Genomic DNA, 25,996 nt, shown 5'->3' on the forward strand with positions numbered 1-25,996 from the left:
CTACGCGGGAGCGCGCATTTTTTTCGTGGTAAATGGACTTTTCATGGAAGGCTGCGGACGTCATAGTCTGTCCATGACTCAGGTTTGGCGCAGCGTTTTGACGGAGATCGTGGCGTGAGCGCACCATTTCGTTTCCCGCGCTTTTTCGTGACTAATCCCAGCCCCTGTCCCTATCTGCCGGGACGGAGCGAGCGGAAGGTTTTCACCGAGCTTAACGGCGACAATGCGGCTGAGCTTAATGATGCACTTGGCCGCATCGGTTTTCGCCGTAGCCAGAATGTGGCCTATCGCCCGAGTTGCGCCGATTGCTCTGCCTGCGTGTCGGTTCGCGTGGTCGCAGGTGAATTCACGCCCAACGCGACCCAGCGCAAGCTCATCCGCCGAAACAGCGACCTTATCGTGACCGCGTGCAAGCCTTGGTCGACAGAGGAGCAGTTCGAACTGCTTCAACGTTACCTTCGCGCGCGCCATCCGGGCGGTGGCATGACCGAGATGGATGAGATGGATTTTGCCGATATGGTCGAGCAGACGCCCGTTGAAAGTCATGTCGTCGAATATCGCGAACCAGGTGAAAATGGCCGCCCCGGCAGATTGATCGGTGCCTGCTTGACGGATCGGCAGGGTGACGGGCTGTCGATGATATACAGCTTTTTTGACACGGAGCTTGAGCAACGAAAGGGCTTGGGCAACTTCATCATTATGGATCACATCCTGCGCGCGGCGAAGGCGGGGCTACCCTATGTTTATCTCGGCTATTGGGTCGAGGGGTCGCAGCGGATGCAGTACAAGGTCCTTTATCGCCCCCTGGAAAAGCTCAGCCGCAGCGGATGGGTGCGTTTCGAGCCGCAGGAGCAGGCGCAGGCAATTCGTGGTGTTCTACCGCGGGATGAGCCGCCGTTGCCCATCGAACTGGCGGGCATCTTCCGAAAATAGGCTTATAACCGAGGCAATGGCGGAATAGGTGCTGATTCGCCCGTAAATGTCGCGGACGAACGCTCCCAGATATTGCGCATGTAGCTATGTTCGTCATTGCTCCCGATTCATTGATGGATCGTGCTTCTAACTCCCCTTCCCGTCAAATTGAGGCGCGGAGCCGTTAAGCCATCGAGGCTATTTGCAGTTGCATTTGCGCCGCGTGGCATGACGCTGATGGGTTGAGCCTTGGCTCACGTAGGTGGTTTTCGTTACTGCGGGAGTCACAACTATAGTGGTCGTTGTCGCGCCCGGGTAATAATATCCGCCGGAAAAGTAACCGGGTGCGTGCGTGGTGGTCACGACCGGCTGGGTGGGCCCTGTATGATGCACGGTCGCCGGCGGGGATGCATAGGCCTGAGCATCGTAATCGACGCCGTAATTGCTTCGCGCCTCGCCTTCGAAACGGCCTTCATATTCGCCGCTGATCTTGCGGCCTTTATCGTCCGTCCATGTGCCGGTCCAGCGCCCCTCATATTCGTGAGGCGGCGGTGTGCCGTCATGTGCGGTGACATCATCATCATAAGGTACGCCGGGCTGCACGCCATTGCGTCCATGAGCATCCCAATCGATACCGCTGCGATGGTCCCGTACCCGTCCCCGACGATCCACCATCACGGCGTCATCATAATAGCGGGACCAGGCATAGCCATTCATCGGGGCGGGCAGACCATAGCTGTGATAGTTGCCGAGGCGATAATAGGGATTTGACCAGTAAGCAGGCAAAATATAACCGATGACGGGGCGCCTATATGCCGCCCAACCACCGGGCGCATGCCAGCGTCCCTGAAAGCGCGGCCCCCAGCGATGCATGATCGATCCCGGATGTATTCCGCCATGCCGAAGTGGAGAACCGGTGAAGCTTTTACCCATCACGGACAGCGCGGCGCCTCCAGGGATGGCTTCGCCCGCTGCAGCCGGCACCGAGAGGGCAAGAGTGACGCCGGCACTCGCCAGCATGATGCTCCAAATCCGCATGCTAAAACTCCCCGTCGCGTGCAAACAAGCCGTTCGCACGGTCAATTGTTAACGCCTTGTTTAGCATGGTGATCCGCGTCGATCCACGCGCGGATAGCAAGGAACTTGTCCCGAAACAGGTCAGGGCGTGTCAGGTGATACGCATTGCAATCCGTTCGGCCAGTGCCTCCAGACCTTGCTGATCGACGGCGTCGAAGCGGGCCGGTATCGGACTGTCGAGATCAAGGACTGCAATGACACGATCCTCGATGCGTACAGGAACCACGATTTCCGAAGCGCTTGCAGCATCGCAGGCGATGTGGCCGGGAAAGCTGTGGACGTCGTCCACCAGCTGGGTTTCTGCCAGCGCTGCCGCTGTTCCGCAGACGCCCTTACCCAAAGCGATGCGTATGCAGGCCGGCTTGCCCTGGAAAGGTCCCAGCACCAGTTCGCCGTCCACCATGCGGTAAAACCCCGCCCAATTCAGATCCGGCAGATATTGCCAGATCAGGGCGGCAACATTGGCCATATTAGCGATCCCGTCCGGTTCTCCGCATGTTACCGCCTCAGCGGCCGAGAGCAGGTCTTTGTAAAGCGCGCTCTTGTTACCTGATGCAGGGGCGGAGAAATCAAACATCGCCGTTCATCCTTCCTATCTTCGCTGATGCCTGTCGTTGAGAACCCAGGTTGTTCCGAAAATTGCGCCCTAATCCAATCTCACTTTCCCGCGCCCCTGTTTCACGGAACTTCGTGCTTTCTTCGCATCCACCCGGCGCGCCTTGGCGGCCTTTCCCGGCTTGGTCGCGATCCGCCGCGCATCGCGTTTATGCGCCTGCGCAATCATCTGTGTCAGCCGGTCGCGCGCGTCCTGGCGATTGGCGTCCTGGGTGCGGAAGCGGGATGCCTGAATCACGACTTGGCCGCCAGAGGTTAGCCGCGATCCGGCCAGTTCCTTCATCTTGCGAAATGCATGGACCGGTAGACCAAGCTTGTAGATGTCCACTCGCAACTGCACTGCGGTAGCGACCTTGTTGACATTCTGCCCACCCGGACCGCCTGCGGTGATGAAACGCTCCTCCAGCGCCTCTTCAGGAATATCAAAGTCTGGCATCGTCCAGATACTCAGGCCCAAACCCCGCCGTGCTGAAGGTTGCGGGCAGGGGAGCGGTCGCTTCTGCTGGAGCCTTGCCCGCGCGCGGCATGCTGAGGAAGCGGCTGTGCAGCAGCATCGGCCCCTCGCCACTGCCATAGATCGGATCGCCTGCTATGCCGAAACCCATGCCATGCAGTGTATGGGCACGGATCTGGTGCGTTCTCCCTGTGCGAGGCGTAAAGATGATGAGCGCGCGCCCGTCGCTTTCCGCCAGCTTTCGCCATTCCGTGACCGCCGATTTCCCGTCTTTCGCGGCGATCATTCTCCAGCCCTTGGCTGCGCTGCTGACCTTTTTGAGCGACAGTTCGATAGTCCCAGTCTCCGTTTCCGGCACTCCCTCCACCACGGCCACATAGCGTTTCTGGACGGTTCCGGCCTCGAACGCGGCGGCATAGCGCTTATGTGCCTTGGGGTTGCGGGCCAACAGCAGGCAACCGCTAGTGTCCCGGTCGAGCCGGTGGACGGGCAGCGGCCAGCGCTGAAAGCCGAAGGTGAGCGAGGAAAGATGATTTTCCAAACTCAGCGATCCGTCGCGCGGTGCGTCCACCGGCAGGCCGGAAGGTTTATCCAGAATGATGGCCTCGCCATCGATGAAAAGAACTCGGTCATGTAGCAAGGACAAGGGATATGATCCGGACAAAGGGGAATGATTGACGCGCGCGCGGCATCCTATAGGGCGTGGACGCCATGGAGAACAGGGGGGACAGCATTCGGCCCAACTTCGCCTCATCTGAATGGGTGCGGGGCGGCGGCCGACTCGAGTGGATCGATGTCGCGCGCGGCATCGGCATCATTGCCGTGGTGGTGGGACATGTATGGACGCGCGGCCCCTTGCGCGATGCGGTCTACAGTTTCCACATGCCGCTATTCTTTTTGTTGTCGGGATTTTTATCGCGCCCGCAGCCCCCTAGACGCTTCGCGATGAGACAACTGGTTTCGCAGATGCGCCCCTATGCGGCCTATCTCGTGCTGCTTTTTGCCGCAGACCAAATCATCGAGCCGCTGAAGGGCAATCGCCCTATCTTTAACCGGTGGCCGCAGGATCTGCTGCCTTTGCTGCTCGGCGGTTCCTGGCTGCGCGGTCCTTATACGATCTTCTGGTTTGTGCCATGCCTGATGGTGTCGCGCATCCTGTTCAACGCACTTTTGGTCCGTTGGCCTGATCCGCTTGATCGCCGCTGGGCTGTGGCGATCGTCCCCGCCTTTCTCGGCGGATATCTGCTCGGGAAGCTGACCCAAGTGTCGGTCCTGGGCCTCCTTACCGTGCCTATGGGCTTGGCGCTGCTTTGGCTGGGCGCGATAGCGCTACGCTTTCCTTGGCGGCGGTGGATGTGGTGGCCTTTGACGATGCTGTCGCTGGCTGGCCTCTCGGGCCTGTTACCGACGCTTAACATGAAAGCAGCGGATTATGGATTGCCCATGCTGTCAATCGCGTCGGGTGTCGCAAGCGCCATGCTTGTCTTTCGCCTATCTGTGTGGATTTCTTCCTTTGCCGGATGGCTGGCCGGGGTCGGGCGCGCCTCGCTCGCGATCATGTATCTACATGTCGCGGTCATCCACTATTTGACCCCGTATCTAGCCAAGCCCTGGCTGCTGCTCCATGCGCTGTTAGGGCCTATCGCCGCTTACTATCTCTTCCGCGCCAGTCCATGGGGACGTAGACTGTTCCTTTAAGCCAGAAAAAAAGGGGCCGACTTCCCTGTCTGGTTTGTCGGCCCCATCGTTGCGCCTTGCGACCCAAGGCTCAACCGCTGCACTCAGAGGGTCGTGCAGCGAACGTCTAACCGTGCAGCTTTGCCGCGGTTTCGGCGATCCGCCGTCCCTGATAGCGCGCCCCTTCAAGTTCATCCTCATCGGGCTGGCGGCTACCGTCGCTGTCTGCGAGCGTGGTCGCGCCATAGGGTGCGCCGCCCCGGACTTTATCGACACCCGTCTGACCAACGAAACCATAGTCCAGTCCCACGATTACCATTCCGAAGTGCAGTAGATTCGTGATGATCGAAAAAAGAGTGGTTTCCTGTCCGCCGTGCTGACTGGCGGTAGAGGTGAATGCGCCTCCTACTTTGCCATTCAGCGCCCCGCGAGCCCAAAGCCCGCCGGCCTGATCGAGGAATGCGGCCATTTGGCTAGACATGCGCCCGAAGCGTGTGCCGGTCCCAATGATGATTGCGTCATAGTCTGCCAGTTCGTCCACCGATGCCACAGGCGCATCCTGATCCAACTTGAACCCGGCTTTCTTAGCGACTTCCAGCGGCGCGGTTTCGGGCACTCGCCTGATATCAACTTGAGCACCAGCCGCCACAGCGCCTTCTGCTACCGCCTTGGCCATGGCCTCAATGTGCCCATAGGAGGAGTAGTAAAGGACTAGTACCTTTGCCATGCGCGTTTCTCCAATTAACCTAATGCGTTGATCCAAAAAAGGTTTCTTCGAAAATGCGACTGCCCGCTCGTGGAAAGGGTTGAATAGAGCGGGCGTGCGCCAAGCCTAGTCGCTATCGACCAGGACGATTTCGCTATCTTCGATCGCCGTGACCGTGATCGGTCGTCCGCCCAGGATAGCGGCTCCGTCGCGAGCTTCGAAAATTTGGCCATCGATTTCTATCCGCCCCGTTGCCGCGACAAGATAGAGGTGACGCCCGTCGGCGCTATCGTAGGTCACCGAAGTGCCAGCCTTCACCGTCCCACCCAGCAGGCGCGTGTCGGCCCGGATGCGCAGGGCCTCTCGGTCTTCTTCATAGCCGCTGGCCAGCACGACCAGCCGCCCGGAACGATCGTCCTTCGGAAACGGCTTGGCACCCCAACTAGGTGTGCCGCCTGACGTCTTCGGGATAATCCATATCTGGAACAGCGTTGTCGTTTCACTCTCCAGATTATATTCGGAATGGCGAATACCCGTGCCGGCGCTCATTACCTGGACGTCGCCCGCTTCGGTGCGGCCGGTATTGCCCAGACTGTCCTGATGCGTGATGGCACCCTTGCGGACATAGGTGATTATTTCCATGTCGCGGTGAGGGTGCGGCGGAAAGCCGGTGTTGGGGGCAATCTCGTCGTCGTTCCAAACTCGTATCGCACCCCATCCCATGCGGGCCGGGTCATGATAGTCGGCGAAGGAAAAGTGGTGGCGAGCATTCAGCCAGCCATGGTCAGCATGGCCGAGCGACGCGAAGGGGCGGCGTTCGATATGGTTTTTCACGTTCGTAGTCATTGCGTTGCCTCCAAGAAGGGGGGAATTGCCTCCCGCTTGCGTTCCATCAATTTAGCGACAATGATCGTTTCTGAAACAAGCATCATTGAAACGGATTGTTTCCCCTATGCGCCTTCCTGATTTCGAAGCCTGGGCCATTTTCGCGGCCGTGGTCGAGCACCGAAGCTTCACGGAAGCTGCCAAATCGCTCAGCGTTTCCAAGGCGACCGTATCCAAAGCGGTTACACGCCTTGAACAGCATCTCGATACCACCCTGTTCAGCCGCACCAGCCGACGACTTGCTCTCACGGAGAGTGGCAAGCGTCTGGCTGATCACGCGGCCCGCATTCTTGCCGAAGGGCAGGCGGCGGAAGAGGCTGCCCGGGATGATACGGCTGAACTGAGCGGCACGGTTCGCCTTGGTGCTCCTATGAGCTTCGGTCTGCTCCGCATTGCCCCGCTGATCGCCGTGTTCACCAAGCTTCATCCGGCGGTTAATGTGGATCTCCACCTTTCCGACGCTCGCATCGACATTATTGAAATGGGTCTCGACGCCACTATTCGGGTCGCCGACATGCCAGACAGTTCGCTGCGTGCCCGGCGATTAGCGGACGTCAACATGCATGTTATCGCTTCGCCTGGTTACTTGGCGGAGCGTGGAAGGCCGACGCATCCGTCCGACCTCGGCGAGCATGACTGCCTTTGCTACGCAAATGTCGCGACACCCGATGTCTGGCGCTTCGCGGGGCCGGGGCAGCAAAATGTCACGGTCCAGGTGAGGGCGCGGATCATGGTCAATAGCGGTGATGCCATGCTACCTGCCTTGCGACAGGGGGTAGGCATTGCCCGGCTGCCCGATTTTATCGTCAGGGATGGGCTGGCGTCGGGAGAACTGAAGGAAATATTGATCGACTGGCGCCCACCGCCCATCGGCCTCCATTTGGTCACGCCTCCCTCTCGCTTGCGTCCAGCGCGGGTAGAGGCGCTGCTGGATTACATCACCAAAAACCACGGCTGCTGACGATCGTTGCAGAAACGAATCTACCTTGACTCGGATTGAATCAATTATCGCGTAAAATCATGAAAAGTGATTCAAAGCAAACGACTCGTGGATTTCTGCGGGTTAGCGAAAAATTAACCTTTGTCGTTCAGAAGTTTTTTGGTTAATGGAATGGGAGCAGACGCCGTTCTGAGGGGTTACGGATCTGCATTGGACAGAGGGGCTTCACATGCGCGTCCTGCTTATCGAAGACGAACCGACGACGGCCAAGGCGATCGAGCTGATGCTCACGACCGAGGGCTTTAACGTCTACACGACTGATCTGGGCGAGGAAGGCCTGGATCTGGGCAAGCTGTATGATTACGACATCATCTGCCTTGATCTGAACCTGCCGGACATGCACGGCTATGATGTGCTCAAGAAGCTCAGGGCGGCCAAGGTGCAGACGCCCGTACTGATTCTTTCCGGCATTGCCGAAATGGATAGCAAGGTCCGCTCCTTTGGCTTTGGCGCGGACGACTATGTGACCAAGCCTTTCCATCGCGAAGAATTGATAGCGCGCATTCATGCTGTAGTGCGCCGTTCGAAGGGGCATTCGCAGTCGGTCATCCGCACCGGCAAGCTCGCAGTGAATCTGGATGCCAAGACGGTGGAGGTGGACGGTAATCGTGTTCATCTTACCGGCAAGGAATATGCGATGCTGGAGCTGCTCTCGCTTCGCAAGGGCACCACGCTGACCAAGGAAATGTTCCTGAACCACCTTTATGGCGGCATGGACGAGCCGGAGTTGAAGATCATAGACGTCTTCATCTGCAAGCTGCGCAAGAAGCTTGCGCTGGCGTGTAGCGGCGATAATTACATCGAGACCGTTTGGGGCCGTGGCTACGTGCTGCGAGATCCCGATGAGGTGCAGGAAGTCGCCACAAAGGTGGCCTGACGCACCAGCTTTGGTCAAGATAGATAGGCCGACGGTTTGTAGTGACCAGCCGGCCTTTCCTTTGCCGAAATATGGGAAAGACCGGCGACCCATTGGATCGCCGGTCTGCCGTTATCAGACGGGAGGGCGGCAGAAGCAGGCTGAAAGCCGCTTAGGTGGGGAGCCGCCCCGTTTGGGATCAATCGCCCGCCTGACCGGAAGCCTCTCCGCTGCCCGAAAGCTGACCAGCAGCCTCGACCGAAGCCGCGCTGTTCAAGCGGTCAAGCGCACTACCTGTCGCATCACCTGCTGCGGCACCCGCAGTTCTGCTAGTCGCGGTAGCGCGGTTGCGTGCAGCCTGAGCTGTGGCATTGACTCGGCCTTCAGCCGCGGCTGCCGTACTCGCCGCGCGGTCACGGGCAACGCCTGCGGTCTCGTTAGCCCTGTCACGCACGTTGCCAACGGCGCTGCCCACATCGTTAGTGCCTAATGTGTCGGCGGTCAGTCCACCGCTGGCCGATCCGCCAGCCGATGTGGATGCGCTGCCGCTGCGTGCTTTGCCTTTTCGGGTGACGGAGCCGGTTGCGCTGCCATCCGCGCGACCCGAACCCGAGCCATTGACGCCGACGCGGCCATTTTCCAGATCCACGCTACGATCAAGGCTACCGCCTGCCGTTCCGCCGAGGGTTCCGCCAAGCGTGCCGCCGACGCCCCCCAACGTGCCCCCGAGGCCGCCACCCAGGGCGCCGCCTCCACCGCCGCCAAGTAATTGAGCCGATGCGGGGGCGGCTGTGACGGCGGCAAGGCATACCGTGGCAAGAATGAACTTCGCTTTCATCGATCGTCTCCTTTTTCGTTGTCGATCCGATGCCAAGACAACGGGAGCGCAATGTAGTTTCATCCCTGATGAGGAAAATTTTTCTCCAAGTTGCTGAAACCTAATCCATATTTCTGCAATCGCGGCAGACGATCCCGTGTCCATAACCCTTGCTACCCTTGGCCGCCGGTTTCGCTTCGGAGCGCAATGCTGAAAGATTTCCGGTCACAAACAGCCGACCCGCTACCAACGGAGCGGCGAAGGACGTACCCCGAACCGGTGATTTTCCGCCATCTACGTTGGCCGCGTTCATGTCTGCGCCGGGGGCTGCAAAGTCCACATGTCGTCCGCGACCTGCTTCGGGCAATATTCGCCCGCGTTTGTCGATGCCAGTAACCGCCACGACTTCGGGATAGGAGGCCGGATACGCGGGTGGCGCGGCCGGGCCGTCATTGCCGACCGCCGCTACGACCGTCACTCCTTTGTCGCGCGCCAACCGGATCGCTCCGGCGAGCAGCGGGTTGTCCGGTCCGACCAGACTCACTGTCACGACGCTCACGCCGCGCGCCGCCATCCAGCCGAGTGCCCTGGTTATGGCAAACGCTCCCCCGCCTGCCGGATCGTCGCCATAGACGTCCGCTGCCAGCAAAGAGGCGCCGGGCGCGGCGCCTCGAACGATGCCCGTCCCGCTTATGAGCGAGGCGACCGCTGTCCCGTGCGAACTTGCCTTAGGCGCGCCGCGAGCGAAGCCGCGTTGCTCGATCCCGCCGGTCAGTGAAGAATGACGGGCCACCCCGCCATCGATCAGCCCCGCAGCGCGACTGCCTAGAGGCACAGCGTTCGCCAGCGTTGCTGCAGCCGACATCGTGCGACCCCCACTGGGGAAATAGAGATTGTCTGCGCTGGCCTCCGCCTCGGGTGCTATTGAGCGCACCTGCTTTATCGCACGAAGCAGGCTATGGCCCTGTGGCACGATGAGCCGAGAGACGCTGAGATCGATACCTTCGACGGCTTCGCTTGCCACCCCGTAACCTGCGCGGCGCAGCGCTTCGATGCTGGTGGGTTTGGCGCCGGTGAGCAGAATAACTCCGCGTCGTGCGGGCTGCCGCCGGTCGTCCAGTTCGACGCTGTCGCCGTGCCGTCGCAGCAGTTCCGTTATCCGCGCTGCCCGCGCAGCAGCCAGCCGTTGGGTGAGCCGCGTTGGCGACAGGCCGCTCCCCTCCAAGCCGTTCTCAACCTGATCGACGACCCCAGGGAGCACGCCGCCAACCTTACCCAACGTGCTGCCGGGGGAGGGGAGGAGTTGCGCATGCGCGCCCGGTCCTGAGAGTAGGAGGCAGGCGGCGATACAAGGGGGTGTCCATTTCATCCCGATTTCATTTTCCTTGGGCCGCGCAAAAGAAAGTTGATGCGTCTTTACGCCTGTTAAATGCGCCATCACGCAAAAAATTCCGATAAATGATCCTTCATGGGATGAAACGGTCGAGCGGAAGCGTTTCATCCCATGAACATGGAACGGAGACCGGATGTCGTTCGAAAGCGATCTGTTGGGAATCCTGCCTCGGCTGCGACGCTTTGCCGTCAGTTTGTCCCGTGACCGTTTCGATGCGGACGATCTTTTGCAGACGACCGTGGAACGGGCTTTGCGCGCACGGACCCAATGGCAGCCGGGGACGAGATTGGATAGCTGGATGTATCGGATCATGCGGAACCTGTGGATCGACGAGGGCCGGTCGCGGCAGCGGGTGGCCCGGACATTTGCCCCTGAAGAGGCGGGTGAGAATGTAGGCCATGCCGGCGACCAGGATGTGGAGGCGCATGTGATGTTATCCGATGTGGATCGCGCCATGCAGGCTCTGCCCGATGAGCAGCGTGAGGCCATTGCCCTCGTGCTGGTAGAGGGGCTGTCCTACAAGGAGGCCGCCAGGATTTTGGGGGTACCAATGGGTACGCTGACGTCACGGCTCGTAAGGGGGCGAGGCGCGTTGATCGAAATGCTGGGGGAAGCCGCATGACCGACATTGACGAAGCCATTTTGATCGCATGGGTTGATGGCGAACTGGATGATGTGACGCGCCGACGGGTGGAGCGCGCCGTGGCGGATGACCCTGCGCTTGCAGCACGACTGGAAATGCATCGCCGCCTGCGGCAGCGCGTCAGCGGTCATTACGCGCCTGTCGAAACCGAACCTCTGCCGCCATCTATCCACAGGTTGCTGGAAGACAGTGCCAAAGTCGTGCCCTTTGGCCGTCCGATGACGACACGTTGGCGCAACTGGGGTATAGGTGGAGCTGTCGCGGCGAGTTTGGTCCTGGGCCTTGGCATCGGCCGAATTTCTGGCGGTGTATCCGGGCCCATCGCTGTCACCAGTGACGGCATGGTAGCGAAGGGCTCACTCGCCTCCGCTCTCGACGCCCAACTTGCTTCGGCCCAGGAAGGCGCGCCGGTGCGTATTGGCCTTAGCTTTCGGCGCAAAGGCGGGGGATGGTGCAGGAGCTTCGGGGGGCACTCCATTTCGGGTGTCGCCTGCCGCGAGGGCGAAGACTGGCAGGTTCGGCAACTGATCTCTGGCCAGCGGTCGGCGGAGGACTATCGGCAGGCATCATCTGACGACGCCCGCATCCTGGCAACCGTCGATGCTCTGATAGAGGGTGCCCCCGCCGATGCAGTGCAGGAAAAGGCAGCAAGGGCCAAGGGCTGGCGCTGACCCGTTCTCATTGAGAAGCGGCAAAGCAGGGGCCTATCAGGTCTGCAAAAACCACCGCTCTGTTCCTTGAAGCCCGATCGCGGTCAGCGTACCGCTGCGCCATGCGCCGGTGTCTATCCCGATGCGGTTGGGGTGTTCATCGATGCCTGCTGTGACGCTGTGGCCGTGCACTACCATATAACCGTGATCGCCGCGATGCTTCAGAAACTCGGCGCGGATCCAATGCAAATCCGCTGCCGTTTGCGCCTCCAGTTGCACTCGTGGCTTGATCCCTGCGTGGACGAACAGATAGTCGCCCATAACCAGCATATCATCAAAGCCATCAATGAAATCGACATGGTCGCGCGGTATATTGTTCAGCATCCAGCATGCAAGTTCGTCGTCCGGTTTCTCTTCTGACACATCGGCGCCCAATCCGTAGCTGGCGAGTGTGGAAGTGCCGCCTATCCGCCTGAAATAGCCTGCGGATCGGGCTGATCCTTGCGCCGCATAGACGAACAACTCCTCGTGATTGCCCTTGATGATGTGGACCTTGTCGCTCGTGTGCCGCAGAGCCATTGCGCGTTCCACCACCTGCGCTGACTGCGGACCTCGGTCGATCAGATCGCCTAGCAGGACAAGGTGGCAAGCCAGGGCGGGGCGACCGGCATCGTCGTGATCGATAATGTCCAACAGACGGTCGAACAGGTCCAGGCGGCCGTGGATGTCGCCTATCGCATAGACGCGTCTATCCTCGCCGATGCTGGGCAGCGTTTTTGGCTTTTGGTTCCAGAACGGAATTTTCAGCATGAAGGGCGGCGTGGGGTAACCATCGCCGCCATTCTGGCACGCTTGTCAGAGTCGGGGCAATGTGACGCCCTGTTGCCCCATATATTTGCCTGCGCGGTCGGCATAGCTGATCTCGCAGGGCTCATTGCCCTTGAGGAAAAGAAACTGGCATGCGCCCTCATTGGCGTAGATTTTCGCGGGCAGGGGCGTCGTGTTGGAAAATTCCAGGGTCACATGCCCTTCCCAGCCGGGTTCCAGCGGGGTCACGTTCACGATGATGCCGCAGCGGGCATAGGTGGATTTGCCTAGGCAGATAACAAGTACGTCCCGCGGCACCCGGAAATATTCGACCGTCCGCGCCAGGGCGAAGCTGTTGGGCGGGATGATGCAGCAATCGGTTTTGCGATCGACAAAGCTGTTGGCGGCGAAATCCTTGGGATCGACCACGGCGCTATCGACATTGGTGAAGATCTTGAACTCGTCGGCGACCCGCGCGTCGTAGCCGTAGGAGGAAAGGCCGTAGCTGATGCAGCCATCTCGCCGCTGGCTTTCCACGAAAGGCTCGATCATTGCATGGGAGAGGGCCTGTTCGCGAATCCACTTATCCGACAAGATCGACATAGCTAATCTTAACTCTTACTATAAGGATCTAGCCCCAAATCGTTGGGGCCAAAAGAAAAAGGAAGAAGTTCGGCGAGGCTGTGTTCAACCACAGAATCGCCGCCCGACGCGGCACAATAGACAGCGATCCGTCGCCCCGCCACCTGCTCCGCCTCGACCAGTATCTGACGGCACCGCCCGCATGGCGTTATGGGAGCGCTGTCACAGCCCACCACTGCGATGGCCATCACATCAATGAGCCGTCCCTGCGCATTCGCAGCGGCCAACGCCACTGTTTCAGCGCAGAGCGAAAGGCCATAGCTGGCATTTTCGAAGTTTGCGCCAGTGATGATATCGCCGTTGATCAGCCGCACGGCAGCCCCAACGGCAAAGCGGCTGTACGGCGCGTAGGCGTTATTCCGGGCCGCGCGCGCTGTATCGATCAACCGCTTGATGTCGCCTTCCTTCATCATGGCGCCACCACAGCCCACCGTACTGGTCCATCGACCCCGTCGATATGCCGCATATCATTGGCTGTCCACATCACCCACCTGCGCGTCGCATAATCAGGCGGGAAGAAATTGCCGTCCAGCCACAGGGTCCGGTTGATGCCAGATGCGATGTCATATTCAGCTTCGAAGTCATTGGAAACATTGATTAGTGCCGACTTTCCGGTATTGCTTTCGACCAGGTTCACCAGCGTGTTCAATTCGGACAAAAGCGCATCGCGACCGGGGCGCGTATTGCAGGATGGATCGAACGCCAGCCTTATCACCGGGGGCAGGGCGGCATTGTCGCGGGGCACGGTGGTGATGAAACGCGTCGCCTGCTCAGCTGCGCGCCTGCACAAGCTGAAATCCAGTGCCGCGCCATAACGCAGTCCGGACGACCGCGCCGCTGACCAGTTGCGGGCAAATGCAGGATCGCGGCCATCGGCTCCTCTGGCCGCCCGAATATAGGCGAAGTCCGCCCCATTGGCCGCCAATGTGCCCCAATCGATGGCGCCATCGTCCGCCGTTACCGCTACGCCCTGTACAGGATAGACATCGCGTCCCGGCGCCCAGTGGCAGGCATAGGCCCACAAGGCCGCCGCGACCATGGCCACCACGATCGCGCCCACGATGATGCGGACCAGATACCGGCCTGAAGAATGCTGGCGGATGACCCCTTACCCCTTGATGTGCAGCACGCAGATCAGCGTGAACAGGCGTCGTGCCGTGTCGAAATCTACCTTGATCTTGCCCTCCAGCCGCTCGATCAGCATTTCCGCTGCGTCATTGTGGATAGCGCGCCGGGCCATGTCCACTGTTTCGATCTGCTGCGGTGATGCATTGCTGATCGCCTGGTAATAGCTGTCGCAGATCGCGAAATATTCGCGGATCGGACGACGGAAGCGCCCGAGGCCGAGGATGATGGCCTCCAGCGGTTCGCCATCCTCGCGCTTGATTTCGATCACCAGCCGCCCTTCTTCTACGCGCAGGAGCACGCGATAGGGGCCAGCATAGCCATCCGGATGGACGCGCTGGGGCGCGAAGTGATTGTCTTCAAGTAGGTCGAAGATGGCGATCCGCCGTTCCTGCTCGACGTCCGCATTGCGCCACAGGATCGTCCGCTCGTCGAGCGTGATGTCTATTATGCGCGGATCAGTCATGGGCCCTTAGTCCCTGCTGCTGCTGCGGCCGAAAAGCAAGGGGGAGTTCTCCACAGCTTTGCCGCGCACCCGCCACCTTGCCCCTTGCGCCGGGCCGCTGCGAAGGCGATGAGAGACGCATGGTCGAATTGGTGCAGATGAATCTCGCCGTGGAAGCAGGCGTGCTCGAACTCCCTCGTAATGTCGAGGCGGAGGCGGCGCTGCTCGGCGCCTTGATGATCGACAATCGCATCGCCGAGGATGTGCAGCTGAAGCTGAAGCCGGAGCATTTCTTCGAACCGCTTCATGGCCGCATCTACGAAGCCGTCATGAAGCTGGTCGAGCGGGACATGGTGGCCAACCCCGTGACGCTGAAGCCGTTGCTGGATCAGGATCCGGCGCTCAAGGAACTGGGCGGGGCGGGTTATCTTGCCCAGCTGACCGGTAATGGCGCAGCGCTACTGGGTGCACGCGATTTTGCCGCGCAGATCTATGATCTTGCTCTCTTGCGCCAGCTGGTCAACGTTGGTCGTGAACTTGTTGAAAATGCAATGGACACCAGCGAGGATGTAAATCCGCGCGAGCAGATCGAACAGGCTGAAGTAGCGCTTTACAAAGTGTCTGAAGGCGAAGGTGAGAGCGGTTCGGTCAAGAGCTTTGCCACAGCGACAACCATGGCCGTGCAGGTGGCCGAGCGCGCGCTGAACAGCGGCGGACATGTGTCGGGCATCACCACCGGCCTCAACAGCCTGAACGAGAAGATCGGTGGCCTTCACAATTCCGACCTTATGATTCTGGCGGGCCGCCCCGGCATGGGCAAGACTTCGCTGGCGACCAACATCGCCTATAATGCCGCCTCTCGCTGGATGCGCGATCATGCCGATGGAATCCCGCCTGAGAAGAATATGGGCGCGAAAACCGCCTTTTTCAGCCTGGAAATGTCTGCAGACCAGCTTGCGACACGTGTTCTGGCGGAACAATCGGGCATCAGCGGCGAAGCGCTTCGCATGGGCAAGATCAGCCGCGCCGACTTTCAGAATCTTTCTCGTGCGGCACGCGAGCTTCAGGAGCTTCCGCTCTTCATCGACGATACGCCCGGTCTTACTATCGCCGCGCTGCGGACGCGTGCTCGTCGATTGAAGCGCCGTCACGACGTTGGCTTGGTCATAGTTGACTATCTTCAGTTGCTCCAGGGCAGCGGCAGGGGCAGCGACAATCGCGTTCAGGAAATTTCCGAAATATCTCGTGGTTTGAAGACGTTAGCAAAGGAACTTAATGTTCCGGTGTTGGCTCTTTCCCAGCTGAGCCGCGCCGTCGAGCAGCGCGAGGACAAGCGACCGCAACTGTCGGATCTGCGTGAGTCGGGCTCGATCGAGCAGGACGCCGACATGGTCTGGTTCGTATTTCGGGAAGATTATTATGTGGCCGCCAAGGAGCCGGGCAACAAGGAAAGCTCAGAGCATCTTGAATGGGCGCAGGAGATGGAAAGAATCTACGGCTTGGCAGAACTGATCGTGGCGAAACAGCGTCACGGCTCCACCGGGCGCATCCGCATGAAATTCGATGCGAAGATTACCCGCTTCTCCGACTTGGCGGAGGGCGCATTTATGGGCGATTATGAATGAGATTTTCGCTCTGTTGAGATTTTCGAAATATGGGACGGGCGCCCGCTCACCCGATCAATGCCTGAAGTACTAGAATCAGGCCGATCAAACTTGCAAGGTACACCATCGTTCGGACCACTGGGACTCCGGCGGCATATAGCGGCAGGTAGACACTGCGTGCGCCTAGCCACAGCCAGCCGCCAATCGCTGTCCATTCGCTGGTGCGCCCGGCTATCACTACGCCCAGCAGAGTGACGATGGCGATCGGATAGGTTTCCAGGAAATTGGCCTGCGCCCGCTCCAGTCGTCCCGCCAACGGCTCCAGCGGCGGCAACGTCTCATCGCGCGCGCCGACATTCCATTTGGGGCCATATTGTCTGGTCTTGAAATGCGCCGCCGCAAATATGTGGGCCATCAAAAGCACACAGCTCCATGCGAGGATCTTCAGTTCAACCGCCACCGGCTTTCCTTTCGCGAAGATTGTTCCGGGAACGACATTATCGTCGGCAGGGCGATCGCGCTATGGCATATCCAAATATGTCCGATGAGCGCCGCTTCCCTCTCCCGTTAAAGGGAGAGGGGCGCAGATTTATCTCGGTCACGTCCAGACCGGTCAGAAGACGGGTTGATTTGCCGGATCGTCCGGATTGGTGGCAGGGGCTGGGATCGGCGTTACGGGTGAGTGAATCCCGCATTCGACCTTGTCCCACCCGCGCCAACGTCCCGCACGCGGGTCTTCGCCAGGAAGAACCTTGGACGTGCACGGCTCGCAGCCTACGGACAGATAGCCCTGCGCCTCCAGCGGGTGGCGCGGAAGATCATGTTCCTCAAAATAGGCTTCCAGGTCATCCTTGGCCCAATCGCCCAGCGGATTAATTTTCAGGCGACCGTCCTCGATCTCGAATCGCGGCATATTCTGGCGCGTGGTCGATTGAAACGCCTTGCGTCCCGAAATCCACGCGTCCAGCCCTTGCTTGGCGCGGTTCATCGGTTCTACCTTGCGGATGTCGCAGCAGCCGTCGGGATCATAGGACCAGCGCAGGCCCGTCTCATCCTTCTGCATCAGTACGTCCCGATCGGGCGTCACCGATCGGCTGTCGGTAAAGCCCAGCCGTGTGATCAGAGTGTCGCGGTAATTCAGCGTCTCCGCGAACATCTTGAGCGTATCGACGAAGATCACGGGAATGTCCCTGTCGGCCCGCGCCACCAGATCCAGCAGCACGGCGCTTTCGGTGCCGAAGGACGACACGACCGCTACCTTGCCAGCAAGCCCTTCGGCAAACACGGTCCTGAGCATGGTCAATGCATCTACGCCTTCGAACCGCGCGTTGAGCGCATCCGCCTCCGCCTGGGTGAAGGCGGGGCGGGCATCTATGACGTCAAGCTGGCGGGCAGGTTCAGCCATCTACACTCTCCGGGTGCCGCTTTGCCCAGACCGGGCGGCGGCCATCGACGGCCTTTTGATAGACGTCGGCATAACGATTGAGGGCGCGTTCCACCGCGGCATCGTCCAGCGCCTTGTCAGGGCGGAAGCTGTCGAAGCCGCAGCGGCGCATCGCGCTGAGCTGATCCACCAGGACATCGCCCACGGCGCGCAACTCGCCCACATATCCAGCTTCGCGCAATATCCGCGCCGCAGAATAGCCACGCCCGTCGCCAAATGCGGGGAAGTTGACCTCTACGAGGGACAGCCGGTCGATATAGGGCAGCAATTCGCGGGCGTCCTCTCCCGCCTCGATCCGCACGGCGGTCGAGTTGGACTGGCCGGTGAAGGATTCGACCGTCACGGTCGGTTCCTGCGTTGCTTCGCCTTCGCGGAATGACAGGAACTCAACCATAGATCGCCTCCTTGAAGGGCTTCATGCCAAGACGGCGATAGGTGTCGAGGAAGCGTTCACCGTCCGCCCGCTGCGCCAAATAAAGGTCCGTCACCTTCTCGATCGCATCAACGACGCCGTCCTCGGAAAAGCCGGGGCCGGTGATCTGCCCGACGCTCGCATCCTCCGCGCCCGAACCGCCGAGCGAAAGCTGGAAATTCTCCACGCCCTTCCGATCGACGCCCAGCACGCCGATGTGCCCGGCGTGGTGATGACCACAGGCATTGATGCAGCCGGAAATCTTGACCTTCAACTCGCCAAGATCCTTCTGCCGGTCTTGCGCGGCAAAGCGTTCCGACAGCTTTTGCGCCAGCGGGATCGAACGGGCGTTGGCCAGGCTGCAATAGTCGAGGCCGGGGCAGGCGATGATGTCCGTGATGAGGTCGAGATTGGCTTCCGCCAGCCCGGCTTCATCCAGCTTTTGCCAGATGGCGTAAAGATCGGCCTTCTTCACATGCGGCAGAACGAGGTTCTGCGCATGGGTCACGCGCAGTTCGTCAAAGGAATATTGCTCCGCCAGGTCCGCTACCAGCTCAATCTGTTCGGCCGAGGCATCGCCCGGAATGCCGCCGCGCGGCTTCAGGCTGATATTGACGATCGCGTAGCCGGGCTGCTTGTGCGCGGCGACCTGACGATCGACCCACAGCGCAAAGGCCGGATCGGCACGATCGATGTCGTCGCTCACACCCTGCTCGTATGCCGGATTGGCGAAGAACGGCCGGATGCGGTCCAGTTCTTCGGTCGGCGGATTGAGGCCGAGGACGCGCATTTGGGCGAACTCTTCCTCCACCTGCCGCTTATATTCCTCGACGCCCAGTTCATGCACCAGGATCTTGATCCGCGCCTTGTACTTGTTGTCGCGTCGACCGTAGCGGTTATAGACGCGCAGGCACGCTTCCAGATAAGGTACGATCTCAACTTCAGGCACAAAGTCCTTGATGAGAGGCGCAACCATAGGGGTGCGGCCCATGCCACCGCCGGCGTAGACTTCCGCCCCGATCTGCCCGTCCCGCGACACCAGCTTGATACCGATATCGTGCAGCTTCATGGCCGCGCGATCTTCCTCCGATGCGATCACGCAAATCTTGAACTTGCGCGGGAGATAGGTGAATTCGGGGTGGAAGGTCGACCACTGGCGCAGCAGTTCCGCCCATGGGCGCGGATCGGCGACTTCATCGGCCGAAACGCCCGCATATTGGTCGGACGAGATGTTGCGGATGCAGTTGCCGCTGGTCTGGATGGCGTGCATCTCGACCGTCGCCAACTCTGCCAGGATGTCCGGCGCATCGGCCAGCTTGATCCAGTTATATTGAAGGTTGGTGCGCGTCGTGAAATGGCCATAGCCCTTGTCATATTTACGCGCGATCTCGCCCAGTTTGCGCATCTGCTTGCCGGACAAGGTGCCATAAGGAATGGCGACGCGCAGCATATAGGCGTGCAGTTGCAGATAGAGGCCGTTCATCAGCCGCAGGGGCTTGAACTGATCCTCGGTCAGTTGCCCCGCGAGGCGGCGTTGCACCTGATCGCGAAATTCCTCGACGCGGGCGTCAACGATGGACTGGTCGTAGCTATCATAACGATACATGGTTCAGATCACCCAGTTGCCGGCATCGGCGTCATTCGGTTTCAACGTCAGGTCGGGGCGAACGGTCGGCCCGAGCGCACGGATGCGGTCCTTGATATGGGCCGGGCGCACGCCCTCTTCCGTCACCGTGGCGTCGATCGCATAGGCACCCACGACCCGCAGGGCAGCTTCCTCCGCGCGGGCAAGCTCATCGCCCCTGTCGCTCACATCGACGGAATCGCCGACCTGCCGCGACCAGCCGTCGCCCGCCCACCAGATGACGTCTCCGGTGCCTAGGTCATTGCCAGTCAAAATCTTCACTTATGCATCTCCGTCCCATTATTCCTTTGTGCGGCCCAGCCGGTCAGCACATCCTGCGCAAGCGCATAGGCCGCGACGTCTCCGACGACAATCAGCGCCGGGCTCTTTACCTTTTCCCGAACAACCATATCGCCCAAGTCAGCCAGCAAGGTCCGGAGCGTGCGCATGTCCGAACGCGTGCCGTTTTCCAGCACTGCAACCGGGATCGCGGGAGAAACGCCGTCGGCCATCAGCTTGTCGGCAATGTCCGCCGCAGTCGCGACGCCCATATAGATAACGAGCGTACGCCCAGCACCCGCCAGGCCCGACCAATCCTGATCCCTCAACCCCTTGCACTGTCCGGCCACGAAGCTCACGGCGCTCGCCGCATCGCGATGGGTAAGGGGGAGCTGCGCCTGCGCCGCGCAGCCAATGGCTGCACTGATGCCCGGCACCACTTCCACGGAAACGCCGGCTGTGCGACATGCTTCCATTTCCTCGCCGCCGCGTCCGAAAACGAAAGGATCGCCGCCCTTCAGCCGCACGACCGATCGCCCAGCCAGCGCCAGCTCCACCAGTAACGCATTGATACCTTCCTGCGGCATCGAATGGCGACTGCGCTGCTTTGCGACGGAAATAAGTTCGGCGTCCGGCGAAGCCATCGCGAGTATTTCAGCGGAAACCAGGCCGTCATGCACAATCACATCCGCCTGCCCAAGCAGTCGCGCAGCGCGAAGGGTCAGCAGTTCGGGATCACCCGGACCCGCGCCGACGAGATAGACGGTAGCAGATGCATTTACGGTCATGCTGGCGAAATGGCCAAATCCACCAAGGGTTTCAATCCAGAATGCTTTGTCGGGGAAGTAGGAAAATTTGGGGCCCGTACCTGACGTCCTGTCAAAAACCGTCCTGCTGGTTGTCCCGATCAGTCGCCCATTGCGCTCGTATCAAAATCCCTGAGACCTATTCCGATCGAAGCGCGTGGCTGTTCGATCTCTGCCGATGACACCGGGTAGGCGCAATAATCCGCCGCATAATAGGCGCTTGGCCTATGATTGCCTGAAATACCCACGCCGCCAAAGGGTGCGGACGAAGATGCACCGTTAGTCGGGCGGTTCCAGTTGACGATCCCGGCGCGGACATTGGCCCAGAACTGGTTATATTGTTCGGGTGAACCACCGATCATGGAGGCTGACAGGCCGTACCGGCTATTGTTGGCTTCCGCGATCGCGGCGGGAAAATCTGGAACCCGGACGACCTGCAACAAAGGGCCAAACAATTCGACGTCGGGCCGTTCTGACATTGCGGTGACGTCGATGATGGCGGGGCTGAGGAAGGGCCGGTCCTCCGACAGGCGCACCAGATGTTTGATGGGCCGGCCACCATGGCTCATCAGATAGAGAAAACTTTCGGTCAGTTGGTCTGCTGCGTGGTTGTCGATCACCGGTCCCATGAAAGGCGCCGGGTCGGCGTGGGGATGATCGACGATCAGGCGGTCGGCGATCTTTTTCACCTCCGAAACCAGCAGTTCCGCGATGTCTTCCTTCACGATCAGTCGGCTTGCCGCCGTGCAGCGTTGCCCGCTCGACAGGAAGGCTGACTGTACCACCAAGGCCGCCGCGCTGGAGATGTCGCCCGTATCCCAAACGATGATCGGGTTATTTCCGCCCATTTCCAGCGCCAATATCTTGCCCGGATTGGCAGCGAATTGCCGGTTGATCGCGATTCCTGTCGCAGCCGATCCGGTGAAGAGTATCCCGTTCACATCCGCATGAACCGCGAGCGCCTTCCCTTCATCAGGCCCGCCATGCACCAGTCGCACCACATCCTGCGGCACGCCTGCCTCATGATAGAAGCGGACCAGCATTTCGCCCACTGCAGGCGTTTTTTCCGATGGCTTGAACAGCACGCCATTCCCGGCAAGCAGTGCCGGAACGATATGCCCATTGGGCAGATGAGCGGGGAAATTATAGGGGCCCAGCACCGCCATAACGCCATGCGGCTTGTGCCGCACCGACTGGCGCGCGCCCATCGCCGCCTCCAGCCGCCGCTGTCCGGTGCGTTCGGAATAGGCGGCCACGGAAATATCGACCTTGTTCATCACCGCAGCCACTTCGGTGCGCGCATCCCAAAGGGGCTTACCCGTCTCGCGCGCGATCAGGTCGGTCAGGGCATCTTCGTTGGCCCGCACGACGTTGACGAAGCGGCGCAGCGTCTCGATCCGGTAGGCGACGGGCTTGGCGGCCCAGGACGGCCATGCCGCCCGAACGCGCCCGACTTCAGCTTCAACATCGCTTGCAGCGCCTTGCCACAGGACAGCGCCGGTGGCGGGTTCGATTGAGGTGAGCGGCGCGGACATCACTTCGATATGGAGGATAACGGGGCGTTAGGGAAGGGGTGTGGCTGGCCCCGTGCCCGCCTCAGGAGATGGGCAGGGGAGGCGGGCCTAGCGCGTCCCCCATTCTCCTCACGGCAGCGACCTTCGCATGCAAAGGAGCCCAATCATCGCTTCCTGCAATCGCGCTCCAGATCTGTTCGACCTCGTCGATATGCATCGAACAAGGCGCGACGTCTTGCCAATAGGGATGCTTGTCACCCCCGCAAGCCTCGACCCCTGCGATCGCCTCCCGGAAGGCGGCCCATGTTTCGCCGGAATAATCCGTACCCTCGCGCGGCTCTCCCCCGCGCCAGTCGTGGAAGAAGCGATCTATGGGTATCTCGCTTGTGACCATTCCACGCACCGCCGCTTCGACCATGGCCGAAGCATCGGCGGTAGGCTGAACGCCCAGTCGCCAACAGAAACGGCGCGCCATGGCGTCACCGTAAAGCTGGGGAAAGCGTTCCAACTGCTCGATCAGCGGCTCTGCCTCGACCAACGGCCGGAGCGAAACGGCAAGCTGCGCGACATCCCAATGTATTGCCTCCGCCTGCCGTCCAAAGGCGTAAAGGCCTGAATGATCGAAATAGGCTGCGGTAAAGCCGGGCTGCCACAGGGGCGTGAACCGCCAAGGGCCATAGTCGAAGCTCTCGCCGGTCACGTTGATATTGTCGCTGTTCAATACGCCATGGACAAAGCCCGCAACCATGTAGCTGGCAGCCAGGTCCGCCGTCCGCTCTACCACGCGGCCCAGCAATTGGGCCGGCGGGCAGTTCCCCGGTTCCTCGTCATACAGCTTGCCCAGGGCATAATTGGTCAGCCGCTCCAGCAGCGCCTTGTCATCGAAATAGGCAGCCCGCTGGAAGGAACCGATGCGGATATGCGAATGGCTCAGGCGCACCATGACCGCTGCGCGCGTCGGGGAGGGTTCGTCGTTCCGTTCAAGCGCCTCGCCCGTTTCGATTATCGACAAGGTCCTGGACGTGGTGACGCCCAAGGCTTCGAGCATTTCGGTCGCCAATATCTCCCGCACCCCGCCTTTCAGCGTCAGGCGTCCATCGCCGAAGCGGCTGTAGGGTGTCTGGCCAGATCCTTTCGTGCCCAAATCCAGCAATCGGCCTGCCCCGTCGCGCAACTGGGCAAACAGAAAGCCCCGTCCGTCACCGATATCGGGATTATATGTCCGGAACTGATGTCCATGATAGCGCAGCGCCAGCGGCTGCTGTAGCGTGCCGGGCAGCGGTTCGAACCGGCCGAAGTGCGAAATCCATTCTTTGTCGGTCAGGCTATCCAGCCCTACATCCGCCGCAGCGCGGTCATTGCGGTAGCGCAGGACTGCCTGCGGGAAATCGGCGGCCTTGACGTTATCGGCGAAGTCCGGCTGCAGGGCGGAGATTTCCTTTGCCGGATTATATCTGGTGGCTTGCGAGGATTTGTCCATGCGGCGATATGGGGGAGCAGGGCAGGAAGTTGCAACCGCTGCCATGCACATCAATTTCTGAAGGATGCACGACCGTTGACCCAGTTCACCGACGGATATTGGTGGTCCCCCGATGGCCTGAGGCTCCATTACCGTGATTATGCCGGTGGCGATGACGGTCGTCCGCCTCTCCTGTGCTTGCCGGGGTTAACCCGCAACGCGCGCGATTTCGAGCCGGTGGCGGAGCATCTGGCGGGCGAGTGGCGCCTCATCTGCCCTGACATGCGCGGCCGCGCGGAAAGCGCGCAGGCGAAGGATCCGATGACCTATGTCCCTCTCACCTATTTGCAAGACATAAGCCGTCTTATTGCCGATCTTGCCATCACCCGTTTCGTGGCGGTCGGTACTTCGCTGGGCGGTCTTATCACGATGTTGATTGCCGCGACGCATCGCGAATGGCTGGCAGGCGCAGTGCTTAACGATGTCGGTCCAAAGCTGGAGGATAGCGGTCTTGACCGCATCTGCGCCTATGTCGGCGTTGGGCAGTCGCACCACAGTTGGGTCCAGGCCGCGCGAGCACTGGAGGAGGCCAATCGCGACATCTATCCCCGTTATGGGCTGGAGCAATGGCTTGCCATGGCGAAGCGCTTGTATCGCCTGAACAGTGGCGGCCGTGTGGTGCTGGACTATGATATGCGCGTGGCGGAACCGCTGCGTATGACGGGGGGAGAGGCTGGCGTCGATATGTGGCCAGTCGTGGCTGCCTTTCGCGGTATTCCTACGCTGATTCTGCGCGGTGAGCGGTCCGATCTGTTGAGCGCGGCGACGGCCGAGCGGATGGCGGTTGAGATCGGTTCGGGCGCCGAACTCGTCACCGTTCCTGATGTCGGCCACGCACCGGTCCTTGATGAACCCGAAGCGTTGGCTGCGATCGACCGACTTTTGTCGCGCGTTCTCCATGGGTGACGCAGTGTGCCGGCCCCGGCTGTTGCATGTCCATGGCAGCTTCTCGCTAGGCGGCAAGGAAGCGCGCGCAGTGCGTCTCATGAATCTGTGGGGGGATCGCGCGGAGCATGCGATCGTCAGCGCCGCACCTGACGCCATGGGAGCACGCTCAGCGATCGATCCGTCGGTGCCGGTCAGCTTTCCCGAACCCCCGCCGCTTACCGGCCGTCCGGGTCTGGTGCGTTTCAGGGCGATCGGCCGCTTCCTGTCGGGATTCGACCTAGTCCTGACTTATAATTGGGGTGCGATGGACGCGGTAATGGCTCACCGCCTCTGCTCGGCATTCCGATGGATGCCGCCGCTCATCCATCATGAGGATGGGTTCAATATTGAGGAAGCCGACCGGTTGAAGGCCGACCGGAACCTTTATCGACGCATCGCGCTCAAGCGAGCGAGAGCTGTGGTGGTGCCCTCAATTCGCCTCGATCAAATTGCTCGCACGGTGTGGAAACAGGCTGGATCAAAAGTCCATCTGATCCGTAACGGAATCGATGTTGTGCGTTATGCTGAACCAGTTGCTGACGGTGCGATACCCGGACTGGTGCGGTCCCCCGGAAAGCTGGTCGTGGGGACGTTGGCCGGGTTGCGCCCGGTCAAGAATATTCCGCGTCTCATACGCGCTGTAGCCCCGCACCGGGACCGGCTGCAACTCGTCATCGTTGGCGATGGCCCGGAACACGACGCCATCCTGGCTGAAGCCGCGAGACAGGGACTCGACGACCTCTGCATGCCCGGTTTCCTTCCTGAACCTTGGCGCTTTCTCGGGTCACTCGATCTGTTCGCGCTCTCTTCCGACAGCGAACAATTTCCAATCTCTCTGGTCGAAGCGATGGCGGCGGGACTGCCTGTCGCTTCCATGGACGTGGGTGACGTCGCGCAGATGGTTGCGCCTGAAAATCAGTCATTTATCGTCCAGGACGAAGCGGCGCTGTCACAGGCTTTAGCGGACCTGTCAGAGAATGCAGGGCTTCGCGCCCGTCTGGGGGAAGCCAACCGACAGCGCGCAGCGCGCGACTTCGATGAAGCCGCGATGGTGGACGCCTATGCGGCGCTTTATGGAGAGGCACTATCCAGCCCCCATATTTTCGGGTAGGGCGCGCCCCGTAATTCGTCATCGGCTACAAAAGCTGCTATAGAGCGACTTT

Annotated in this window: 30 protein-coding genes; 9 read left to right on the forward strand and 21 right to left on the reverse strand. The window is 60.4% G+C overall.

Annotation, left to right across the window (positions count from 1 at the left end; translation table 11 throughout):
* Positions 1-114 precede the first annotated feature (114 nt).
* On the forward strand, positions 115-933 hold the full coding sequence (locus K663_RS06545) for an arginyltransferase (RefSeq protein ID WP_062115627.1): 819 nt from the start codon (positions 115-117) through the stop codon (positions 931-933).
* Positions 934-1,110: 177 nt separating this feature from the next.
* Here the strand turns inward: K663_RS06545 and K663_RS06550 are convergent, their stop codons facing one another.
* From K663_RS06550 to K663_RS06565, 4 genes are all read right to left on the reverse strand, one after another.
* Complete coding sequence (locus K663_RS06550; protein WP_062115631.1) at positions 1,111-1,950, reverse strand: RcnB family protein; 840 nt, start codon at positions 1,948-1,950, stop codon at positions 1,111-1,113.
* A gap of 130 nt (positions 1,951-2,080) precedes the next feature.
* Entirely contained in the window at positions 2,081-2,566 is a 486-nt protein-coding gene (locus tag K663_RS06555) for a GAF domain-containing protein (protein WP_062115635.1), read from the reverse strand.
* Positions 2,567-2,635: 69 nt separating this feature from the next.
* Positions 2,636-3,040 carry an alternative ribosome rescue aminoacyl-tRNA hydrolase ArfB gene (arfB, locus tag K663_RS06560; RefSeq protein ID WP_062115638.1) on the reverse strand — a complete coding sequence of 135 codons (405 nt, stop codon included), beginning with the start codon at positions 3,038-3,040 and terminating at the stop codon, positions 2,636-2,638.
* The gene (locus K663_RS06565; protein ID WP_062115641.1) at positions 3,027-3,704 is read right to left on the reverse strand and encodes an RluA family pseudouridine synthase; all 678 of its coding nucleotides are present in this window, start codon (positions 3,702-3,704) and stop codon (positions 3,027-3,029) included. The genes arfB and K663_RS06565 overlap by 14 nt, the downstream gene beginning before the upstream one ends.
* Positions 3,705-3,769: 65 nt before the next feature.
* Between K663_RS06565 and K663_RS06570 the strand changes: the two genes are divergently transcribed.
* Entirely contained in the window at positions 3,770-4,756 is a 987-nt protein-coding gene (locus K663_RS06570; protein ID WP_062115644.1) for an acyltransferase family protein, read from the forward strand.
* A 106-nt stretch (positions 4,757-4,862) separates the two neighbouring features.
* Here K663_RS06570 and wrbA read toward each other — a convergent pair whose 3' ends face one another.
* Both wrbA and K663_RS06580 read right to left on the reverse strand, forming a co-directional pair.
* The gene (gene wrbA / locus K663_RS06575; RefSeq protein WP_062115647.1) at positions 4,863-5,462 is read right to left on the reverse strand and encodes an NAD(P)H:quinone oxidoreductase; all 600 of its coding nucleotides are present in this window, start codon (positions 5,460-5,462) and stop codon (positions 4,863-4,865) included.
* Between the two features lie 105 nt (positions 5,463-5,567).
* The gene (locus K663_RS06580; protein WP_062115650.1) at positions 5,568-6,287 is read right to left on the reverse strand and encodes a pirin family protein; all 720 of its coding nucleotides are present in this window, start codon (positions 6,285-6,287) and stop codon (positions 5,568-5,570) included.
* 106 nt (positions 6,288-6,393) lie between these two features.
* Here K663_RS06580 and K663_RS06585 point away from each other — a divergent pair, with 106 nt between their 5' ends.
* Both K663_RS06585 and ctrA read left to right on the forward strand, forming a co-directional pair.
* Positions 6,394-7,287 carry a LysR family transcriptional regulator gene (locus K663_RS06585; protein WP_062115653.1) on the forward strand — a complete coding sequence of 298 codons (894 nt, stop codon included), beginning with the start codon at positions 6,394-6,396 and terminating at the stop codon, positions 7,285-7,287.
* A gap of 208 nt (positions 7,288-7,495) precedes the next feature.
* A complete protein-coding gene (gene ctrA / locus K663_RS06590) occupies positions 7,496-8,203 on the forward strand; it encodes a response regulator transcription factor CtrA (RefSeq protein ID WP_037466230.1) in 708 nt (235 codons plus the stop codon).
* Between the two features lie 178 nt (positions 8,204-8,381).
* On the opposite strand, the gene K663_RS06595 is transcribed toward ctrA, so the two are convergent.
* The gene (locus K663_RS06595; protein ID WP_062115656.1) at positions 8,382-9,020 is read right to left on the reverse strand and encodes a hypothetical protein; all 639 of its coding nucleotides are present in this window, start codon (positions 9,018-9,020) and stop codon (positions 8,382-8,384) included.
* A gap of 100 nt (positions 9,021-9,120) precedes the next feature.
* Positions 9,121-10,368 carry a S8 family serine peptidase gene (locus tag K663_RS06600; RefSeq protein WP_235589535.1) on the reverse strand — a complete coding sequence of 416 codons (1,248 nt, stop codon included), beginning with the start codon at positions 10,366-10,368 and terminating at the stop codon, positions 9,121-9,123.
* 157 nt (positions 10,369-10,525) lie between these two features.
* Between K663_RS06600 and K663_RS06605 the strand changes: the two genes are divergently transcribed.
* On the forward strand, positions 10,526-11,014 hold the full coding sequence (locus tag K663_RS06605) for an RNA polymerase sigma factor (RefSeq protein ID WP_062115658.1): 489 nt from the start codon (positions 10,526-10,528) through the stop codon (positions 11,012-11,014).
* A complete protein-coding gene (locus K663_RS06610; protein ID WP_062115661.1) occupies positions 11,011-11,706 on the forward strand; it encodes an anti-sigma factor family protein in 696 nt (231 codons plus the stop codon). The genes K663_RS06605 and K663_RS06610 overlap by 4 nt, the downstream gene beginning before the upstream one ends.
* A gap of 36 nt (positions 11,707-11,742) precedes the next feature.
* On the opposite strand, the gene K663_RS06615 is transcribed toward K663_RS06610, so the two are convergent.
* From K663_RS06615 to K663_RS06635, 5 genes are all read right to left on the reverse strand, one after another.
* Complete coding sequence (locus K663_RS06615) at positions 11,743-12,495, reverse strand: metallophosphoesterase family protein (RefSeq protein ID WP_062115664.1); 753 nt, start codon at positions 12,493-12,495, stop codon at positions 11,743-11,745.
* 45 nt (positions 12,496-12,540) lie between these two features.
* Positions 12,541-13,095, reverse strand: coding sequence for a dCTP deaminase (gene dcd / locus K663_RS06620; protein ID WP_062115667.1), 555 nt, complete (start codon positions 13,093-13,095; stop codon positions 12,541-12,543).
* Positions 13,096-13,103: 8 nt separating this feature from the next.
* A complete protein-coding gene (locus K663_RS06625) occupies positions 13,104-13,547 on the reverse strand; it encodes a cytidine deaminase (RefSeq protein WP_062120485.1) in 444 nt (147 codons plus the stop codon).
* A complete protein-coding gene (locus tag K663_RS06630) occupies positions 13,544-14,173 on the reverse strand; it encodes a GH25 family lysozyme (RefSeq protein ID WP_062120482.1) in 630 nt (209 codons plus the stop codon). The genes K663_RS06625 and K663_RS06630 overlap by 4 nt, the downstream gene beginning before the upstream one ends.
* Before the next feature lie 69 nt (positions 14,174-14,242).
* On the reverse strand, positions 14,243-14,725 hold the full coding sequence (locus K663_RS06635; RefSeq protein WP_062115669.1) for a UPF0262 family protein: 483 nt from the start codon (positions 14,723-14,725) through the stop codon (positions 14,243-14,245).
* Between the two features lie 119 nt (positions 14,726-14,844).
* On the opposite strand from K663_RS06635, the gene K663_RS06640 reads away from it, so the two are divergent.
* Complete coding sequence (locus K663_RS06640) at positions 14,845-16,329, forward strand: replicative DNA helicase (protein WP_062115672.1); 1,485 nt, start codon at positions 14,845-14,847, stop codon at positions 16,327-16,329.
* A 46-nt stretch (positions 16,330-16,375) separates the two neighbouring features.
* Here K663_RS06640 and K663_RS06645 read toward each other — a convergent pair whose 3' ends face one another.
* The 8 genes from K663_RS06645 to K663_RS06680 form a co-directional block, all read right to left on the reverse strand.
* Positions 16,376-16,768 carry an MAPEG family protein gene (locus tag K663_RS06645; protein ID WP_062115675.1) on the reverse strand — a complete coding sequence of 131 codons (393 nt, stop codon included), beginning with the start codon at positions 16,766-16,768 and terminating at the stop codon, positions 16,376-16,378.
* Positions 16,769-16,921: 153 nt separating this feature from the next.
* Positions 16,922-17,713, reverse strand: coding sequence for a phosphoadenylyl-sulfate reductase (locus K663_RS06650; RefSeq protein ID WP_062115678.1), 792 nt, complete (start codon positions 17,711-17,713; stop codon positions 16,922-16,924).
* A complete protein-coding gene (locus tag K663_RS06655; RefSeq protein ID WP_062115681.1) occupies positions 17,706-18,146 on the reverse strand; it encodes a DUF934 domain-containing protein in 441 nt (146 codons plus the stop codon). The genes K663_RS06650 and K663_RS06655 overlap by 8 nt, the downstream gene beginning before the upstream one ends.
* Entirely contained in the window at positions 18,139-19,770 is a 1,632-nt protein-coding gene (locus K663_RS06660; protein ID WP_062115684.1) for a nitrite/sulfite reductase, read from the reverse strand. Before K663_RS06660 ends, K663_RS06655 begins: the two co-directional genes overlap by 8 nt.
* Positions 19,771-19,773: 3 nt before the next feature.
* Positions 19,774-20,070: a DUF2849 domain-containing protein gene (locus tag K663_RS06665; RefSeq protein ID WP_062115687.1), complete on the reverse strand. Its 297-nt coding sequence runs from the start codon at positions 20,068-20,070 to the stop codon at positions 19,774-19,776.
* A complete protein-coding gene (gene cobA / locus K663_RS06670; RefSeq protein ID WP_062115690.1) occupies positions 20,067-20,855 on the reverse strand; it encodes a uroporphyrinogen-III C-methyltransferase in 789 nt (262 codons plus the stop codon). The genes K663_RS06665 and cobA overlap by 4 nt, the downstream gene beginning before the upstream one ends.
* Positions 20,856-20,974: 119 nt before the next feature.
* Positions 20,975-22,408, reverse strand: coding sequence for a succinylglutamate-semialdehyde dehydrogenase (astD, locus tag K663_RS06675; RefSeq protein WP_062115692.1), 1,434 nt, complete (start codon positions 22,406-22,408; stop codon positions 20,975-20,977).
* A 61-nt stretch (positions 22,409-22,469) separates the two neighbouring features.
* A complete protein-coding gene (locus K663_RS06680) occupies positions 22,470-23,867 on the reverse strand; it encodes a protein adenylyltransferase SelO family protein (RefSeq protein ID WP_062115695.1) in 1,398 nt (465 codons plus the stop codon).
* Positions 23,868-23,942: 75 nt separating this feature from the next.
* Between K663_RS06680 and K663_RS06685 the strand changes: the two genes are divergently transcribed.
* Together K663_RS06685 and K663_RS06690 are read left to right on the forward strand one after the other, a co-directional pair.
* A complete protein-coding gene (locus K663_RS06685; protein ID WP_062115698.1) occupies positions 23,943-24,812 on the forward strand; it encodes an alpha/beta fold hydrolase in 870 nt (289 codons plus the stop codon).
* Positions 24,805-25,944 carry a glycosyltransferase family 4 protein gene (locus K663_RS06690; protein ID WP_062115700.1) on the forward strand — a complete coding sequence of 380 codons (1,140 nt, stop codon included), beginning with the start codon at positions 24,805-24,807 and terminating at the stop codon, positions 25,942-25,944. The genes K663_RS06685 and K663_RS06690 overlap by 8 nt, the downstream gene beginning before the upstream one ends.
* The last annotated feature ends 52 nt before the right edge of the window (positions 25,945-25,996 follow it).

Origin of the sequence: Sphingobium sp. MI1205 (assembly GCF_001563285.1) — a bacterium.
In the GTDB taxonomy this organism is placed as follows: domain Bacteria; phylum Pseudomonadota; class Alphaproteobacteria; order Sphingomonadales; family Sphingomonadaceae; genus Sphingobium.